Origin of the sequence: Marinobacter antarcticus (genome assembly GCF_011049865.1) — a bacterium.
GTDB classification, from domain to species: domain Bacteria; phylum Pseudomonadota; class Gammaproteobacteria; order Pseudomonadales; family Oleiphilaceae; genus Marinobacter; species Marinobacter antarcticus_A.
In genome coordinates, this window is the sequence record NZ_DRGY01000079.1 from 1 (window position 1) to 16,535 (window position 16,535).

At 54.5% G+C, this 16,535-nt stretch carries 19 protein-coding genes; 6 read left to right on the forward strand and 13 right to left on the reverse strand.

The genetic code is table 11. The features are described from left to right. Positions 1-190: 190 nt before the first annotated feature. The gene (locus ENI00_RS10235; RefSeq protein WP_304101715.1) at positions 191-973 is read left to right on the forward strand and encodes a cytochrome c oxidase assembly protein; all 783 of its coding nucleotides are present in this window, start codon (positions 191-193) and stop codon (positions 971-973) included. Beyond that, positions 970-1,590 (forward strand): SCO family protein, encoded by a 621-nt coding sequence (locus tag ENI00_RS10240; protein ID WP_071265428.1) that lies wholly within the window; start codon positions 970-972, stop codon positions 1,588-1,590. The genes ENI00_RS10235 and ENI00_RS10240 overlap by 4 nt, the downstream gene beginning before the upstream one ends. 767 nt (positions 1,591-2,357) lie before the next feature. Here ENI00_RS10240 and ENI00_RS10245 read toward each other — a convergent pair. The 6 genes from ENI00_RS10245 to ENI00_RS10270 form a co-directional block, all read right to left on the reverse strand. Continuing rightward, positions 2,358-2,984, reverse strand: a complete 627-nt coding sequence (locus ENI00_RS10245; protein ID WP_053113916.1) for an SCO family protein — start codon at positions 2,982-2,984, stop codon at positions 2,358-2,360. 17 nt (positions 2,985-3,001) lie between these two features. Further along, a complete protein-coding gene (locus ENI00_RS10250) occupies positions 3,002-3,358 on the reverse strand; it encodes a DUF3703 domain-containing protein (protein ID WP_008173648.1) in 357 nt (118 codons plus the stop codon). 57 nt (positions 3,359-3,415) lie between these two features. Next, a complete protein-coding gene (locus tag ENI00_RS10255; protein WP_008173647.1) occupies positions 3,416-4,138 on the reverse strand; it encodes a cytochrome c biogenesis CcdA family protein in 723 nt (240 codons plus the stop codon). Between the two features lie 81 nt (positions 4,139-4,219). Further along, positions 4,220-4,897 carry a DsbA family protein gene (locus ENI00_RS10260; protein ID WP_008173644.1) on the reverse strand — a complete coding sequence of 226 codons (678 nt, stop codon included), beginning with the start codon at positions 4,895-4,897 and terminating at the stop codon, positions 4,220-4,222. Continuing rightward, positions 4,894-5,328 (reverse strand): disulfide bond formation protein B, encoded by a 435-nt coding sequence (locus ENI00_RS10265; RefSeq protein WP_008173641.1) that lies wholly within the window; start codon positions 5,326-5,328, stop codon positions 4,894-4,896. Before ENI00_RS10265 ends, ENI00_RS10260 begins: the two co-directional genes overlap by 4 nt. Continuing rightward, positions 5,325-6,050 (reverse strand): cation diffusion facilitator family transporter, encoded by a 726-nt coding sequence (locus ENI00_RS10270; RefSeq protein ID WP_008173639.1) that lies wholly within the window; start codon positions 6,048-6,050, stop codon positions 5,325-5,327. Before ENI00_RS10270 ends, ENI00_RS10265 begins: the two co-directional genes overlap by 4 nt. Before the next feature lie 69 nt (positions 6,051-6,119). Between ENI00_RS10270 and ENI00_RS10275 the strand changes: the two genes are divergently transcribed. Beyond that, positions 6,120-6,527, forward strand: coding sequence for a MerR family transcriptional regulator (locus tag ENI00_RS10275; RefSeq protein WP_008173636.1), 408 nt, complete (start codon positions 6,120-6,122; stop codon positions 6,525-6,527). 61 nt (positions 6,528-6,588) lie between these two features. On the opposite strand, the gene ENI00_RS10280 is transcribed toward ENI00_RS10275, so the two are convergent. The 7 genes from ENI00_RS10280 to ENI00_RS10310 form a co-directional block, all read right to left on the reverse strand. Then, positions 6,589-7,212 (reverse strand): SCO family protein, encoded by a 624-nt coding sequence (locus ENI00_RS10280; RefSeq protein WP_123891400.1) that lies wholly within the window; start codon positions 7,210-7,212, stop codon positions 6,589-6,591. Beyond that, entirely contained in the window at positions 7,209-8,051 is an 843-nt protein-coding gene (locus ENI00_RS10285) for a cytochrome c oxidase assembly protein (RefSeq protein WP_023010648.1), read from the reverse strand. Before ENI00_RS10285 ends, ENI00_RS10280 begins: the two co-directional genes overlap by 4 nt. Positions 8,052-8,073: 22 nt before the next feature. Further along, positions 8,074-8,712, reverse strand: coding sequence for a DsbA family protein (locus ENI00_RS10290; protein ID WP_058091791.1), 639 nt, complete (start codon positions 8,710-8,712; stop codon positions 8,074-8,076). Positions 8,713-8,756: 44 nt separating this feature from the next. Further along, entirely contained in the window at positions 8,757-9,758 is a 1,002-nt protein-coding gene (locus ENI00_RS10295; RefSeq protein WP_206769037.1) for an arsenic resistance protein, read from the reverse strand. A 33-nt stretch (positions 9,759-9,791) separates the two neighbouring features. Beyond that, entirely contained in the window at positions 9,792-10,700 is a 909-nt protein-coding gene (locus tag ENI00_RS10300; protein WP_008169406.1) for a cation diffusion facilitator family transporter, read from the reverse strand. A 97-nt stretch (positions 10,701-10,797) separates the two neighbouring features. Beyond that, the gene (gene lspA, locus ENI00_RS10305) at positions 10,798-11,313 is read right to left on the reverse strand and encodes a signal peptidase II (protein ID WP_304101734.1); all 516 of its coding nucleotides are present in this window, start codon (positions 11,311-11,313) and stop codon (positions 10,798-10,800) included. 4 nt (positions 11,314-11,317) lie between these two features. After that, entirely contained in the window at positions 11,318-12,214 is an 897-nt protein-coding gene (locus ENI00_RS10310; protein ID WP_123891398.1) for a cation transporter, read from the reverse strand. Positions 12,215-12,312: 98 nt separating this feature from the next. On the opposite strand from ENI00_RS10310, the gene cadR reads away from it, so the two are divergent. The 3 genes from cadR (at position 12,313) to ENI00_RS10325 (ending at position 16,444) form a co-directional block, all read left to right on the forward strand. Beyond that, positions 12,313-12,747, forward strand: a complete 435-nt coding sequence (cadR, locus tag ENI00_RS10315) for a Cd(II)/Pb(II)-responsive transcriptional regulator (RefSeq protein WP_008175821.1) — start codon at positions 12,313-12,315, stop codon at positions 12,745-12,747. Positions 12,748-12,926: 179 nt separating this feature from the next. Further along, positions 12,927-15,848 carry an efflux RND transporter permease subunit gene (locus tag ENI00_RS10320; RefSeq protein ID WP_273085903.1) on the forward strand — a complete coding sequence of 974 codons (2,922 nt, stop codon included), beginning with the start codon at positions 12,927-12,929 and terminating at the stop codon, positions 15,846-15,848. Beyond that, positions 15,845-16,444 carry a TolC family protein gene (locus ENI00_RS10325; protein ID WP_304101738.1) on the forward strand — a complete coding sequence of 200 codons (600 nt, stop codon included), beginning with the start codon at positions 15,845-15,847 and terminating at the stop codon, positions 16,442-16,444. Before ENI00_RS10320 ends, ENI00_RS10325 begins: the two co-directional genes overlap by 4 nt. Positions 16,445-16,535 lie beyond the last annotated feature (91 nt).

The following is a 16,535-nucleotide window of genomic DNA, read 5'->3' on the forward strand; positions in this document are numbered from 1 at the left end:
CCGCTTTTTTCAAGGCTTTTCGAGCGGTATCGCTCAGTTCAATTGCTGGGGCAACACGCATGATAATGACTCCACCGGGGGATAGTGACTATTCTAACCCAGGCAGAAAGATATGTATCCTTATTTGTGATGCACTACACTAGATTACCTTTTACCCTACGATTTCTCGCCACTGACCGTGCTGAGCTATATGCTCGTGCTCGGATTCTACGGCGTCGGTCTTCTGCGAATGCCCGATGAAGATCGCCCCGGTGGCCTCAGAATTTTCGCCTTCGTTCTAGGCGTGATGATCTGTTATGGCGTCATGCAAACCCGCTTCGACTACTACGCTCAGTACATGTTCTTCGTCCATCGCGGCCAGCACCTGATTCTTCATCATATCGGCCCGATCCTGATCGCCCTTTCGAACCCCTTGCCGATCATGCGGTTTTGGTACGCCAAAATGAGCCCCGGCCTGAAGAACGCTCTCAGGCCAGTGGGATGGATGTATCAAGTGCTTCAATACCCCTTGATCGCTCTGATCCTGTTTGTGGGCCTAATCTATTTCTGGCTCTGGCCGTCGATCCATTTCGACGCCATGCTCAGCCGGGACCTGTACTGGATCATGAACTGGAGCATGCTGCTGGATGGCCTGCTCTTCTGGTGGCTGGTTTTTGATCCCCGCCCACCCGCGATCACCTCATCACTGGGTTATGGCAGGCGCATGCTGGTTCTGGCTGCGGCAGGCGTACTCCAGATGTTTCTGGGCGCATGGATCGTGTTTTCCAGAGACATGGTCTACGACGTTTATGAAGTCTGTGGCCGCGCCTGGCCCATTGACCCTGACGTCGACCAGCTACTAGGCGGCATGCTGACCTACATACCGCCGGCCATGATGAGCGTCCTCGGCATTCTGCTTATCCTCCGGCGCGCCATGCACCAGGACGGGAAATACCCTAAACCTTCCAGACAATCCAAGGAAACCACCCAATGAGTTTTGGTTTTAGCAAAAAACAGGCCTCCAGGCCTTTGGCAATTTTCACGATCATGCTGGCTGCGTTTCTGGCTGGTTGCTCTGACAACCAGATTAGCTACAACGGCAAAGATCTCAGCGGCCTGATGCCAGAGCTTGAATTCAACCTGATCAACAGCGACGGTGACCAGGTAACGGCAGAGGATTACAGCGGCAAAGTGAGAATGATGTTTTTTGGCTTTACCTCTTGCCCGGACATTTGCCCGACCGCTATGCAGACATTGAGCCGGGCAAAAAGTGGCCTGCCACCTGAACTTCAGGACGACGTGTTGATGTTATTTGTGAGCGTTGACCCTGAACGGGATACGCCTGAGCGTCTGGATAAATACGTCAGTTTTTTCGGTGAGAATATTGTCGGCCTGACAGGAACGGAACCACAGCTTCGCGAGCTGGCCAAACGCTACCGGACGACTTTTGGTTATGGCGAACCGAACGAAAAGGGCAACTACGACGTTTCCCACAGCAGCGCGGTTTATATATTTGACCGTCAGGGACAGGCCCGGCTGCTGATCAGACCAGACCAGGGGGCAGAGAAGATTAGCCAGGATCTCATCGCTCTCGCTCAGGGGAACTCCTGAAATCATTCTGGAGATTCGGCGTACCAATTTGTTTAGCTACTGTCAGGTTGAAGCCAAGAGCCGTGAAGGCGGAGATAACGTTTTTGAAGTGCTGGGCACACAAATGTTTAATAGCACTAAGCATAAGAAACAGACCCTCCGATTTGCGAGAAAACCGTTGGTTACCGATTGCCGGTCCTCCCAGAGGAATTAAACTACTGGATCAAGCTATCAAATAACTGAGGATAAGTTCACGTTGATGGGGCAGAGTGCCCCATCATCTATCGAATCCGTACACTGCACATTCCGACAAGTCACGGGCAGAGAACTCTTACTGACAGTGCAACAGAGGTAAGGAAGTTTGCACTAAAGCCTAAAAAGTGTTGCTTTTACTATACGAGTGAGCAGAACGATCTTTAATCGAAATGCGTTGCATCATACTTGTTGCCCACTTCACGTCTGAGATCGTTGGTACTAATGACTCGCTCACTCACGCGGCAATGATTTTCGTATAATTCAGCGTCATATAAGCGAGCTTGAATCGCAGCAAGGGTGCCAGGGGCCCGAAAAACTGGTTACCGCCCTCTGGTAAATGTGCATATGTCGCCCGGTTTTATAGGGTTACAAAAACTTACCAATTACAGCTGAGCGCAGCTGAGGCTATGTGGATCCGAGATTTTTTGCAGCAATGCCGCTGAAAGGAGCTTGGCCATGGTGATCGGCGAGTGGCCTCTATTAAACAAAAGCGAACATTCGAGTCAGAGCTTTCCTCCAGAGCCTCCAGTCATTCAGTAATCCTCTTCAAGCAGGCCAACAAGGTCCTGCCGAATGGATTGAGCGCTTAAATCTTCCGGCCGGATAAGCAGGCGAGGATTACCCTCACGATCAAACACATAGACTGCACCGCTGTGAGTAACGGCATAGTCACCTTCTGCGTCCGGTTCTTCATGCCCGAACGTCGTCCGGTATCGCTGGGTAAGCGTGCGGAGGTCAGAGGCGTTGCCGGTCAGCCCGATGATTTTGTCACCAAAAAAATTGACGTACTCCGCCAGGCGTTCGGGTGTGTCGCGCTGAGGATCGACACTGACGAACAACGTAAGTACTTCCTCCTGATTTTCCGTGCTCAGCCCGCTGACGGCCTGGCTGAGTTTTTGCAGAGCAGTGGGGCAAACATCAGGGCAAGAGGTAAATCCGAAAAACAGCATTCGTACCTGACCACTGTAATCATCGCCTGAAACCCGTGTTCCCTGACTGTCGATCAAATCGAATTCAAGCTTGGGCATCACGCCGCTGATGTCTGTCCCGTGCCAATCCGGCGGATCATCGCCCATGCAGCCAACAAGGAGGATTGCCAGCATCATCAATGCAATGGATGCAAAGCGCTTTGCGTGGTGTTGGAAGCAGGGTTTGATCATCAAGTGGTGTCCTTCAATTACGTGTTGGAAGGATTCTGGTGTCCCAGAACAATCGCCAAGTCTTCCGGCACCGCCATCGGTTCAAATGCGCTGACGTTGGCACGTCCCGTATTGCCGACAGGAACCCGGATTCGTGAAACCAGCAACGCAGCGAAGGCCCGAGCCAGCTGACCGAGAACCTCGCGAGCATCGCGCGCGTGCCAGCCAAGCCGGAGCATGCGCAAATGTGTTGTCGTGTGCGCTAACGCGAACTTCTGGCTCAGAATATGAGCCCGTTCAAGATGTCTGAACGCTGTAGCGACATCGCCCTGATTGTCAGCATCAGCGGCTGCTGCCGGTTCTGTCAGATAGAACGTCTTGAGTTCACTGTTCACTGCTCAGTTCTCCTGCCTTATCGGCCAGCTAAGTTGTGGGCAAAGATTTGCCCGGGATCAACCGAGTCTTCCGAGTACCGGAAATGCGGATAACATCCATGATGCAAACCGGGTCATCTGTCCCGTCAGCACCATTACCCCCATAACAACCAGAACCAGCCCTGCCAGGATTCTCAGTGACTGACTCCAGCGGCTCATCCAGCGCACTCGCGCCCGAAAGTGCTTAATAAATAAAGCCGTTGCCAAAAATGGAATTGCCAACCCCAGCGAATAAACGGCCAGGTACAGCATGCCGGTTTCAGCATTCGCATGGGTGGAACTGAGAGCCAGGATAGCGCCCAATATCGGGCCAATACACGGTGTCCACCCGACGGCAAAGGCCAAGCCGAGAAGGAACGCTGCCGTGGGCCGTCCACCCTCAAGGGTTTGCCCAAAGCGCCAGTCGCGCTGTAACGCGGGCATGCTCCACCAGCCCAGCATAAATAGCCCCATCAGCACAATCAGAATGCCCGCCACCAGATTGGCTTCCTGCCGGTAGGCCATCAGCCACTGACCGAGCAGACTAGCGCTGGCACCAAAAGCGATGAACACTACACTGAACCCAAGGACAAAACAGATACTGAGCCACAGAGATTGCAGTCGACTCGAACGGTCTGTGACAGTGCCGCCCGTAACGACCGATAGATACCCCGGAACCAGCGGCAGAGTGCAGGGTGAGAAAAATGACACCAGGCCGCCAAAAAAAGCAGCCAGCATTCCCCATGTCGCAAGATCTGGCATTTCCGTGAGTCCTCAATTTTCTGAGTTCAGTTGACGGTGGAGGGCATCAAGCCCATCCGTGTTTTGTTCGACACCGGTCGACTATTTCTGTGCGTCTGGGAGCGACTCCTGAACAAGACGAAGTAGCGGTTTGGGACCAAACTCCGTGAGTTGGCGGCCATTCACGAAAAAAGTCGGGGTGCCCCGAACACCGATGGTTTTGACGTCCTGCATGTCCTGATCAAGGATGGCGCTTATCCGTTCGGATTGCATATCCTCACGGGCTTGGGACAGGTCCAGACCGGCTGCCTCGGCCGCTCCCCATGCCTTGGCAACCTTCGGGTCGTCGTGCCAGGCCGGCTGCACCTCCAACACAGCTTCCAGCACCGGTTCATAGACATCTTGCAGGCGAGCTGCTTCCAGAATTCTGGAGACTTCCTCGGAACCCTGATGGAACATTGTGTACCGCAAAACAAGCCGCACCTGGCCTGGATACTCAGCAAGTATCTGTTTCACGATCGGGTAGAACGCCCGGCAGGCTTCGCAGGAGGGGTCGAAAAACTCAACGATGATCACCGGTGCGTCGGCAGGCCCGAATGTGGGCGAATGGAAGCGTACCAATGCTTGTTGGTTCGCGATCGGTTCGGCAGCGGCAACAGACTTTTCGCCGGTGGTGGCCGTTTTTTGAGGCTGCTGGGGCTGTGGCTTGAATAGGACGGCGGCTGAAAAGGCTGCGATCAGCACGAGACACACGACAACAAAGATGGCACGACGATTCATGTATGAACTCTCCGACGGATAAGCAAGAGCAGAATGATGATGGCAACAAAAATGGCCAGCGATAGAAACGGAAGCGGCAGCCCACCAAATATCGTCATTCCGTCACCCGAGCAGGACGGGCCAGTGGCCGTGCAGGGCTGAATGGGTTGTGGAATGAGCCCCACATAAAGCAGTGAGTGGGCTAGAGCGAACAGGGAGCCAATGACAGACAGCGGCATAGCGTAGCGCCAAACGTTAAAATCCGAGTAGTAGCAGGCGACTGCGAGAATCACCGCCAACGGAAACATGAAGGCGCGCTGAAACCAGCACAGAACGCACGGAGCCTGCCCGAGAACTTCCCCGATGTAGATGGCTGAAAGCGAGGACCCCGCCGCCAGTAGCCAGGCTGACAGCAGCAGCCCCCATGGAATCACCCGGTTATTGGTGGTCACCGGGATGGCTCTCTGGATTCATTGGCACAAGTGCTTTGCGAAGAAGAGCAGCAGCTGTTTCCAGCGGTATCGCCTTCATCTTTGCTCGATTTATCGGCGGTTTCAGCCCCACCGGCACGCCATTCCTCCATACCCTCACGGATGACCTGCCAAGCGGAGTGCAGGAATAGCGCAGCAATGGCGAGGCCCACAATGATGTCCGGCCAGAGGGTATTGGTGAGGGCGACCAATCCTGCCGCAATGATTACACTGCTATTGGCGAACAGATCGTTCCTGGAACACATCCAGGTGGAACGCATATTGAGATCGTCCGCACGATGACGGTAGAGCAACACAAAACAAACGCCGTTTGCAAACAGGGCAAGAGCGCCGACAGCGCCCATCCACTCGGCGGCGGGCACTTCCTGTATCACCAGCTTGCGGATGGCATCGGCGACAACAACAAGCCCGAACAACAGCATAAAGCCGCCTTTGAACAAAGCCGCTCCGGCACGCGCGCGACGGCTTCGGTCCAGCACGAACAGTGTCAGTGCATAGACAGACGCGTCGCCAAACATATCCAGCGAATCGCCCAGCAACGCGGTAGAGCTTGCAATCCAGCCGGCGCTGAATTCCACCACAAACATCACTGCGTTGATGGCAAGCGCAATGTAAAGCACCCGGCTTTGGCTCGCTCGCAATTGTGCCAGTTCACCGGCCTTGTTTTCACAGCAGCTGTCCACGACGAACCCTCCTAAAACGTGCAATACATCGATACACTGGTGGTTATAGTAACTATAAGGTCAATAGCGATGAGCGAAAAAAGGAACACGGTCGGTCGGCTAGCTGATGATACGGGCGTTAAGCCCGTGACCATCCGTTATTACGAAAAAATTGGACTGTTGCCGAAAGCGACCCGCTCGGAGTCGGGCTATCGTCTCTACTCCGAAGAGGATCATTCGCGGCTGCTGTTTATTCGACGAAGCCGCGGGCTCGGATTTAGCCTTGACGATATTCGTGAACTGCTTTCACTGGCGGATCGTCAGCAGGAGTCCTGTGCGGGTGTGGACGCCAAAGTTGAACAACAACTGGTTCAAGTGCGCTCTCGACTGAAAGATCTACATGCAATGGAACACGAGTTGGAAAGACTGAGTGCGTGTTGTGACGGCGGAGTTATTATGGACTGCCGAATTATCGAGACACTCTCCGGCTCTGCTTAACCACTTTGTATGTGCCCGCCAACCAGGACTGTCTCAATTCGAGTTGGGACAGTCTATTCAGTCAGGCATCCTCCTGAATAAGAGCAACGAGGTCATGCCGAATTTCTTCTCTACTCAGATCGGGCCGCATTAAGAGGCGGGGGTTACCTTCGCGATCAAATACATAAATCGCGCTGCTGTGTGACACCGCATAATTTCCATCAGCGGCAGGTTCGTCATAACCGAAGGTTGTTCTATATCGTTTTGCCAGTTCACGAAGCTGGGGTTCTTTTCCAGTGAGTCCTACAATATTGTCGCCGAAGAAATCCACGTATTTTGCGAGACGCTCAGGCGTGTCACGTTTCGGATCGACACTCACGAACAAAGTGAGTACTTCATCCTGAAGCGCGGGGTCCAGGCCACTGGTTGCCTGATTGAGTTTTTGCAGGGCGGTCGGGCAAACATCGGGGCACGAGGTGAACCCGAAAAACAGCATTCTCACGCGGCCACTGTAATCATCGCCAGATACAGACTTGCCCTGGCTATTGATCAGGTCGAATTCCAGCTCAGGCATCAAGCCACTGATGTTTTTACCGTTCCAGTCTTCCTCGTCATTGCCAAAGCAACCAGTCAGCAATAGGGATGCTATCAGCGTTAAGGTCGCCGATATGATGTTGGTGCGCTGTCGCCAGAAGCGAGTTCTCATGACGCTGTTTCCTCAAGTTGTTTGGATTGGTTGGTATATTTTCCGTCCTGATGCATGGCTCGCCGGAGCATCAGAAGAATGCCAAGAATGCTCATCATGGCCGGAGGAATATAGGTCAGCATGCCTCCCAGTAGCTGGTCGACTTCCGGGTCCAGCGGCCAGGCCCTGCCACAGACTTCGTAAACGTCATAGACCATGTCACGTGAAAACACGATCCACGCCCCAAGAAACATCTGAAGCACACCTGCGGCGGCCAGAACCAACATGCGTCTGCCATACCCCAGCGATGAGGTGATCGCCGGCGGTCTTGGATCAAAGATCAACCACCAGAACAGCAGGCCATCCAGCAACATGCTCCAGTTCATGACCCAATACAGATCCCGGCTGAGCATGGCGTCAAAATGGATTGATGGCCACAGCCAGAAATAGATAAGCCCGACAAACAGGAAAAGGGCGATAAAAGGCTGTTGCAGAACGTTATAGACCCAGCCCAGAGGCCTCAATGTATGCCTCCAGCCCGGGCTGATTTTTGCGAACCAGAACCGCATGACCGGTAAAGGGTTGGACAGGGCGATCAGGATCGGACCGATATGATGAAGAATCAGGTGCTGACCCCGATGGACGAAGAACATGTATTGTGCGTAGTAATCGAAGCGGGTCTGCATCACCGCATAACAGATCAGTACCCCCAGGGTGAACGCAAAGATCCGCAGTGAGCCTGGCCGGTCCTGTTCCGGCATCCGAATTAGCCCGACGCCATAGAATCCCATCACGAGCATGTAGCTGAGTATGGTCAGCGGCGAGAAATCGTAGGGTAAAAGGTAGTCAAGCAGTGACATAGCGTTGCCGGTTGTTTTGTTGTTATTTCAGTGACCCTACCTTGGATGTCACCAGGTCGTACAGTTCCTGAGGCCCCAGGCGGCTCAAGGTGTCTCCGTTAACGTAGAATGTTGGGGTTCCGGAAATTCCAACCGCCTTAACGTCCGCAGCATCCTGTTGAATAATGCCGTCAATCTCGGGTGAGTTCATACCGGCCCGAGCGGCTTCGACATCAAGTCCGGCTGACTCCGCCGCATCCCATGCTGCGGCGACCTTTGGATCATCGTGCCATTTCGGTTGTGCTTCCATAACAGCGTCCAGTACCGGCTCATAGACCCCCTGTTCACGGGCGGTTTCCAGGATTCTGACGGCCTCTTCCGAGCCTTTGTGAAACAATACGTAGCGCAGTACCAGACGCACGTTGTCCGGGTAGGCAGCCTGAATCTGTTTCACATAGGGATGCATGGCGCGACAACCTTCGCAGGATGGGTCGAAGAACTCGACAATGGTTACCGGCGCGTCCTCAGGGCCAATAACGGGAGAGTAATCCCTCACCAGTGGCGTTTTTTCAACAACGGCGGGTTCATTAGTGCCCTGGGAGCGATCGTAAATAACAAAAGCACCAGCAAAGACAACCAGACAAAAAAGAAGGAGACTGATGACCAGGGTTCGGGTTTGCACGGGAGATTTTCCTATTTTAAATGAGTTTACGGGTTTCAGATTATTCAGGTGTCCGGTAGCAGCCGACTAGGCACCCACCGCAGATAAAGCATCATTCCAAACAGTTCCAACAAAGACTGGACGACAATCACCACGACGGCCACAGCCCAGGCCTCTGGCATTGACAGTGCCAAAGGTAAAACCACGAAGGAGTTGCGTGTTCCTAGGCTGAAGATGACGGTGCGACCGGTTTCTACCGGTAATCGAAAGACCCGGCGCAGAGCCTTTCCAACCAGAGCCGCAGCTAGAAGATAGGCCGGAAACAGAATCATCAAGGGCCAGATAAGTGAGCCGGTACTGTCGATCTGGCTGACCTGTGTCATTGAGATGATGAACAGTACGACTGTCAGCAGAGGGACCGGCATCAGACCCATGAAGCGAATGAACCCGATGGCTTTTCTGGAGTTTTCGGCCCATTTTTCAGTCAGAAATGCCAGGATAAGCGGGACAATAATCAGCCCGCCAAAGGCCGGCAGGAGGTGCCGCCCAAGCTCAAGATTCACGTCGAACTGATTACCCATGAAAAGCCAGAGGTAAAGTGGAAGAAGACCCAGTTGAGCAATCAGCAGAACCGGTGTTGCCGCAATGGCTCGGGTGCTGTCCCCCTTGCCTAGGTGAGTGAAGGTGACAAACCAGTCGGTACAGGGCATCAGCAATACCAGAAGCACTCCCAACTTCAGCGCGTCATTGTCCGGCAGCGCCAATATCAGCAAGGCAGTGATCGCCGGCATGACCAGAAAATTTCCGGTGAGCAAGGCACCCATGAACCGACGGTCCCGGAACATATCAGACAGGTGGGTCAACGGTGTTTGAGTAAATGTGGCGTAGAGCAGAACTCCGAGCAACCCCCAGATTAAGTAATCCGGCACACTGTCACCGAGGGACGATGTCCAATCCACAGACAGTCCGAAAACAACAGCGATGAGGTAGGCCCAGACCTGGTGGCGTTCAATTACGTCTCGCATGGCGTGCTCGTAACCGAGTGGAATGTCGGCCATTCGCAGCATATCTGCCACACGGTACCCTTTTCAGCAGCCCTGCTAGCCATGGCCATAAGTATGGGCATCTTTGTGACTGTGATCAGGATGTTCAAACTCCAATGTTGAATGAGTGATGCCGAACTCGTTTTCCAAAGTTCGTTTTATCCCACCCTTGACTTTTTCAAGTTCATTCCAGGCACTTATTTCGACCACCACATGGGCGTCGAGGGAGGCATCATGCTCACCCATCTGCCAGAAATGTACGTGGTGAAGGTCTAAAACGCCTTCTACGTTTGATAAAGCCTCGATGACAGAATCTGTGTCGATATCCAATGGACTACCCAGCATGAGTGTCCGGATGGTTCCGCCGATTTCCGTTAGACCCAGGTAGAGAATATAGCTTGCGATACCAATTGTGATCGCGGGATCAACCCAACGCATGTCGTACAGGAGAATCAGGGCGCCGCCTACAACGACTGCAATTGACGCAAACGCATCAGACAAGTTGTGTAGAAACAGCGCACGGATGTTGACGCTGTCCTTTTGCATGGAGTAAGTAAGCAGCGCGGTCAAACCATCCACTACCAATGCGATAATGCCAAGCCAAACTACCCACCACCCCTTGATTTCCGGGGGATCTATGAATCGCATGCCACCTTCGTAGATCAAATATGCCCCGATCATTATCAAAGTGGTGTAATTTATGAGTGCCGCAACAACCTCAATTCTCCCGTAGCCAAAGGTCATCTTCGAGTCGGCCGGGCGGCGTGCAATCTTCCGCGCCGCAAATGCGATAAATAGTGACGCCATATCCGAAAAGTTGTGTATAGCGTCGGCTATCAGCGCCAAGCTGCCAGCGAAGATCCCTCCAGCGATCTGAGCCAAGGTTAGGATACCGTTCGCCCAGATAGCTACTGCAACTCTCTTATCCTTAGTATCCGGTGACATGTGAGCATGCTCGTGGCCCATTGTTTTCTCCTTGGTCGTTGCTGTTCAATTAAACGTAGTCGCAACACTCGCTAAGCCTGGCTCAGAGGGCTTAGCGAGTGTTGCGACCGCGCGAAAACTAGCCATTCTGGCGATTTTCCATGTTATTCCCGGCACCTTTCTCGGCTGTGAAGCTCGTGACCAAAATCATGGCCACGCCCAGGACGATGAACACGTCGGCAAGGTTGAACGCCGGCCAGTGCCGGGATTGCCAATGAAAATCCAGGTAATCGACAACATAGCCTCGAAAAACTCGGTCGATGACATTTCCGAATGCACCGCCAAGTACCATCGCATAGGCCAGGGCTTCTGTTCGCTTATGGCTGTCCCGCATCAATTTGACCAGAACAGCCGAGACGACAACGGCTATCGCAATAAAAAAATATCGCTGCCAGCCCCCGCCATCGGCGAAGAGACTAAAGGCAGTGCCTTTATTCCATACGTGCACCCAATTAAAGAAAGGAGTGATCTCAACCGATTGCCCGTAAGCCATGGATTGCTGGACGAGCCATTTAATAAGCTGGTCGGCCAGCGCTACCAGTGTGGAAAAGCCGAGAAAGATAAACGTAGAAAAACTAGCACGGTGTTCAGACATCGAATTATCCTTTTAGTGCAAGGATGCGCTTGGCACCAATGAATACAATGCCTCCCACAACGCCGCCAATAACCAGATCCGGATAGTTTGAACCGGTCCAGGCAACAAGAAGCCCCGCAAGGATAACTCCCAGATTGATAACCACATCATTGGCCGAGAATATCCAGCTTGCCTTCATATGCGCGCCGCCTTCGCGGTGCTTGGATATCAACAGCAGGCAACCGGTATTGGCGATCAACGCGACGAAGGCGATCGCCATCATCATCAGCGATTCAGGCTCACTACCGAAAACAAAGCGTCGCACCACCTCGACGAGTACGCCGATAGCCAAAATCAGTTGCAGTACCCCTGCCAGATGCGCGGCACGTACCTGCATTTTCGCACTGCGCCCTACGGCATAGAGAGCCAGGCCATAGACGGCTGCATCGGCAAACATATCCAGGGAATCAGCGATCAGGCCGGTAGACTGGGCGATCAGGCCAGCAGTCATTTCCACCACGAACATGATCGCATTGATACCGAGCAACACGCGCAGAGTGCCTGACTCCTGCGTAGCAGAGACCGCCGAGCTCTCAGCGGCCTTGATCGTCTCTGGGTCGGCAATGACGGTTTCCTGAAGAGAGGCGCCTAGCCCCAAGGTCGCCAGTTTCGCGGTAATGGGCTCAGCCTCGCCGTCATGCACGACCTCCAATCGGCGGTTCGACAAGTCGAAGGACAGCGTTCGAATCTCATCAAAGCCGTTCAGCGCCAAGCGGATCATCCGTTCTTCTGAGGGACAATCCATCTTCGGCACAGCATACACGCTGACCCATTCCCCTGACGCTTCGGAGGAGACCGGCATATCGGTATCCGCTGCAGGCGTTGCATCGCAGCTACATGGGCCACCACAGGCTTTACTCACGATACGGCTCCAGTTAACCAACATAGATTGCTAGTATTAAAAACTATATAGCTACTATAAGGTCAATGGGACAGATGATCCGTTGAGGAGTAAGCCTGATGCGCATTGGTCAGTTAGCCCAGATAGCGGGTATCGACACGCAGACGATCCGCTTCTATGAGCAGCAGGGCCTGTTGCCGCCGCCAGAACGGCAGGAGAATGGTTACCGTGTCTATACCGAGAAGCATGGCGAGTGGCTTGCCTTTATCCGCCGCTGCCGAATTCTGGACCTGTCACTGACAGAGATTCGCGAGCTACAGAGCTATCAGGACGACCCTCGCCAGCCTTGTACCGCCGTCAACGCCATGCTCGATGACCACATCTCTCATGTGCGGTCGCAGATAACTGCTCTGCAAGCGCTTGAGCAACAACTCGTTTCACTGAGGGCGAGTTGCAACGAGGGTCGGGAGATCAATGCCTGCGGCATCCTGACGGGGATCAGCGAGGAGAGCAAACAACAGCTGTATAGGGCTAGCTCAGGCCGTAAGGACTGAGCAGAGACATGCCGGACCTTGCAGTGACATTGTGAATGCATGGTGTGTTGATCGCGAAGCCTCACTGCGTATCTCGGCATGCGAACCTGGGCGTTGCTGCAAACTTGCAGGGGCCGTGAAGAAGAGTCGTCATCAACCAGGTAATCCGCTGAGCTGATGGTTGGTTCCGTCATCATGATATGAGCCAATCAACCAAAAAATCCGGATACCCCTTTTTTGGTGATTCCTTTGTCTATGTCATTTTCGATGACAACACCGATCTGTACTGGGCCCGCTCCCGGGTATTGGAGTACCTGAGCCAGGTGGCCGGGCAATTGCCCGATGCCGCCAAACCAGAGCTGGGGCCGGATGCAACCGGCGTTGGCTGGGTATACTCCTACGCCCTGGTGGACCGCACCGGTCAGCATGACCTGTCGGAACTGCGGGCTATTCAGGACTGGTTCCTGAAGTTTGAACTGCAAACCGTGCCCGGTGTATCCGAGGTCGCCAGCGTTGGCGGCATGGTGAAACAGTATCAGGTCGTGGTGAACCCGGACAGACTGCGGGCCCACGACATTACCCTGCAGCGCATCCATTCCGCCATCAACAGCGCCAACCAGGAAACCGGCGCCTCGGTGGTGGAGATGGCCGAGGCGGAATACATGGTACGGGTCACCGGCTACCTGCAGAACGAAGACGATCTGCGACAGGTCCCCCTGGGGGTCAACGACAACGGCAAGCCCCTGTTACTGAAAGACGTGGCCGATGTGCAGCTTGGCCCACAGGTCCGTCGCGGTATCGCCGAACTGAATGGGGAAGGGGAAGTGGCCGGAGGCATTGTGGTGATGCGTTTCGGTGAGAACGCCTTGAAAACCATCGAAGGGGTCAAGCAACGCTTGGAGGACATCAAAACCAGCCTCCCCGATGGTGTAGAAGTGGTTCCTACCTACGATCGCTCCACACTCATTAATAACGCCGTGGACAACCTGTATGGCAAGTTATTGAAAGAGTTCCTGGTGGTCGTCCTTATTTGCGCAGTATTCCTGTTCCATCTACGGTCGTCGCTGGTGGTCATCGTCAGTCTGCCCGTAGGTATCCTTGCGGCGTTCGTGGTGATGCACGCCCAGGGCATCAACGCCAATATCATGTCCCTCGGGGGTATTGCCATTGCCATCGGCGCCATGGTGGACGGGGCCATCGTGATGGTGGAGAACGTCCATAAACACATGGAGCGAACCCCGCTGACACCGGAAAACCGATGGGCCGTGATGTCGCGGGCCGCGGGTGAGGTGGGGCCCGCGCTGTTTTTCTCACTGATGATCATCACCGTGAGCTTTCTGCCGGTCTTCACCCTGGAGGCTCAGGAGGGCAAGCTCTTCGCCCCCCTGGCGTTCACCAAAACCTACGCCATGGCGGCGGCAGCCGGGCTGGCCATCACTCTCGTTCCAGTGCTGATGGGCTATTTCATCCGTGGCAAGGTATTGCCAGAACATCGCAATCCCATCAACCGACTGCTGATCGCCCTGTACCGACCGATTATCGGCTGGGCTTTGCGACGGCCGGCATTGATGCTTGCCGGAGGCCTGGTGGTGCTGATCATCGGCTTCTGGCCGGCCAACAAGCTGGGCAGTGAATTCATGCCGCCTCTGGACGAGGGGGATCTGATGTACATGCCCACCACCTATCCTGGTATCTCCATTGGCAAGGCCCGACAGATTCTGCAACAGACCGACAAGCTGATTGCCAGTATTCCGGAAGTGGAGACCGTGTTCGGAAAAATTGGCCGCGCCGATACGGCCACCGATCCTGCCCCGCTGACCATGATTGAGACCTTTATCCAGTTCAAACCACGGGACCAGTGGCGACCCGGCATGACGCCGGAATCTCTGCGCCGGGAACTGGACAGGACCGTCAGACTTCCGGGCCTTACTAACGCCTGGGTCATGCCGATCAAAACCCGCATCGACATGCTCTCCACGGGCATCAAGACCCCAGTCGGCATCAAGGTGGCCGGTCCTGACCTGGCGGTGATCCAGGGTATAGGGGAAGAGCTCGAGCGGGTGTTGACTGACATACCCGGCACAGCCTCTGCGTTTTCCGAGCGGGTGGCCGGCGGACGCTACATCAAGGTGGATATACAGCGCGAGGCTGCCGCTCGTTTCGGGCTGAATATCGCAGACATTCAATCGGTCGTACGTACCGCGATTGGCGGCATGAACGTGGCCAACACGGTGGAGGGTCTGGAGCGCTATCCTATCAATCTGCGCTATCCCCAGGGTTACCGGGATTCGGTGGAGCAGATGCGCCTGCTGCCGATGGTGACACCCAATGGCCAGCGTATCGCGTTGGCCGATGTGGCGGATATCCGGATCGACCAGGGGCCGCCCATGATCAAGTCGGAAAACGCCCGTATCAATGGCTGGACTCTGGTGGATATCGAGGGCCGGGATCTGGGCAGTTGGGTAAGGGAGGCGCAGTCCGTGGTGCAAGAACAGGTGGATCTACCTGCTGGCTACTCCCTGACTTGGTCTGGCCAATATGAGTATATGCAGCGGGCCAAGGAACGCCTGACGCTGGTGGTGCCGCTGACCCTGGCCATCATCATCATTCTGCTGTACCTGAACTTCCGCAACCTGACCGAGGTGGGCATTATTCTCGGCACCCTGCCATTCGGCATGATCGGTGGCATCTGGCTGATGTATCTGCTGGGTTACAACCTCTCCGTGGCCGTGGCCGTCGGTTTTATTGCCCTGGCCGGGGTGGCGGTGGAGATCGGAGTCCTGATGCTGGTGTACCTGAACCAGTCTCTGCATAACGCTTTGGAAACCGTGGATCATCAATCAGGCCAGCTGTCGGCAGATGCCCTGCGCAAGGCGATCAGTGACGGTGCTGCGCAACGGGTGCGTCCGATCATGATGACCTTCGCGGCCATTGTAGCTGGCCTGGTGCCCATCATGCTGGGCAGTGGCACCGGCTCAGAAGTCATGCAACGCATCGCCGGCCCGATGATCGGTGGCATGGTCACCACGTTGATCCTGACCCTGCTGCTGATTCCGGTGATTTTCTATCTCTGGCAGCGCGCACGGCTGAAAAAAATCGCCAAAAAAGGAACATTCCGATGATTAGACCCATTGGCATCCAAACCGTTCTGATCCTGCTGATCACAATGGCCTTGCCGATAAACGCCGAACCTATTGAGGTCGTTGACGATTGGGTTCAAGAGGCTCTGACCAATAACGCGACTCTGGGCGCGCAAAGATCTGTCGCCGAAATGTCAGAAGCCAAAGTGGAGGGCTCAGATACTTGGGCCGACCCGGTCATCAAGTATGGCATTGCGCCTGAAACTCTAGAGGGACCTAATACAGTTGGGCATCGCTTTGAGGTAAGCCAGCAGCTGCCCTGGCCGGATCATCTGTCGGCGTCTCGCAAGGCAGCGGAGGCCGGAATGCTTGCCGCCCAGCAGGAGACTCAGTGGCTAATAAGGCAGCTGACAGCTCGCGTTAAGGAGGCGTATGCATATTGGTGGTATACCAATGAAGCGATCAATCTCCATCATGAGACACGCGCTTTGGTCGAGCAACTGGCCACCGTAACGGAACAGAGGCTTGACTATGGCATCGGCTCGCAAAGTGAAATGCTCAGGGTCAAAACGGAGTTGGATACTCTAGCCCGGATTTCTCATAGTGCTCCAACAACCTTCGCAGACCAAGCCTGGTAGTGCCAGATCCGAGTGGTCATGGTCGAAGTTGGCGATTATTTAGCCAGTTTCCGGCATTCAGGCACAACTCCCCCTTTCCCCCATTGGTATC

Coding starts and splice junctions, on each gene's coding strand:
- ENI00_RS10260 (WP_008173644.1), bottom strand. CDS start 4,897: ATGAATCGTCGTGCCATCTTTGTTGTCGTGTGTCTCGTGCTGATCGCA.
- lspA (WP_304101734.1), bottom strand. CDS start 11,313: ATGTCTGAACACCGTGCTAGTTTTTCTACGTTTATCTTTCTCGGCTTT.
- ENI00_RS10285 (WP_023010648.1), bottom strand. CDS start 8,051: ATGTCACTGCTTGACTACCTTTTACCCTACGATTTCTCGCCGCTGACC.
- ENI00_RS10320 (WP_273085903.1), top strand. CDS start 12,927: ATGAGCCAATCAACCAAAAAATCCGGATACCCCTTTTTTGGTGATTCC.
- ENI00_RS10240 (WP_071265428.1), top strand. CDS start 970: ATGAGTTTTGGTTTTAGCAAAAAACAGGCCTCCAGGCCTTTGGCAATT.
- ENI00_RS10255 (WP_008173647.1), bottom strand. CDS start 4,138: ATGCCAGATCTTGCGACATGGGGAATGCTGGCTGCTTTTTTTGGCGGC.
- ENI00_RS10275 (WP_008173636.1), top strand. CDS start 6,120: ATGAGCGAAAAAAGGAACACGGTCGGTCGGCTAGCTGATGATACGGGC.
- ENI00_RS10325 (WP_304101738.1), top strand. CDS start 15,845: ATGATTAGACCCATTGGCATCCAAACCGTTCTGATCCTGCTGATCACA.
- ENI00_RS10235 (WP_304101715.1), top strand. CDS start 191: ATGCTCGTGCTCGGATTCTACGGCGTCGGTCTTCTGCGAATGCCCGAT.
- cadR (WP_008175821.1), top strand. CDS start 12,313: ATGCGCATTGGTCAGTTAGCCCAGATAGCGGGTATCGACACGCAGACG.
- ENI00_RS10300 (WP_008169406.1), bottom strand. CDS start 10,700: ATGGGCCACGAGCATGCTCACATGTCACCGGATACTAAGGATAAGAGA.
- ENI00_RS10295 (WP_206769037.1), bottom strand. CDS start 9,758: ATGCTGCGAATGGCCGACATTCCACTCGGTTACGAGCACGCCATGCGA.
- ENI00_RS10245 (WP_053113916.1), bottom strand. CDS start 2,984: ATGATCAAACCCTGCTTCCAACACCACGCAAAGCGCTTTGCATCCATT.
- ENI00_RS10280 (WP_123891400.1), bottom strand. CDS start 7,212: ATGAGAACTCGCTTCTGGCGACAGCGCACCAACATCATATCGGCGACC.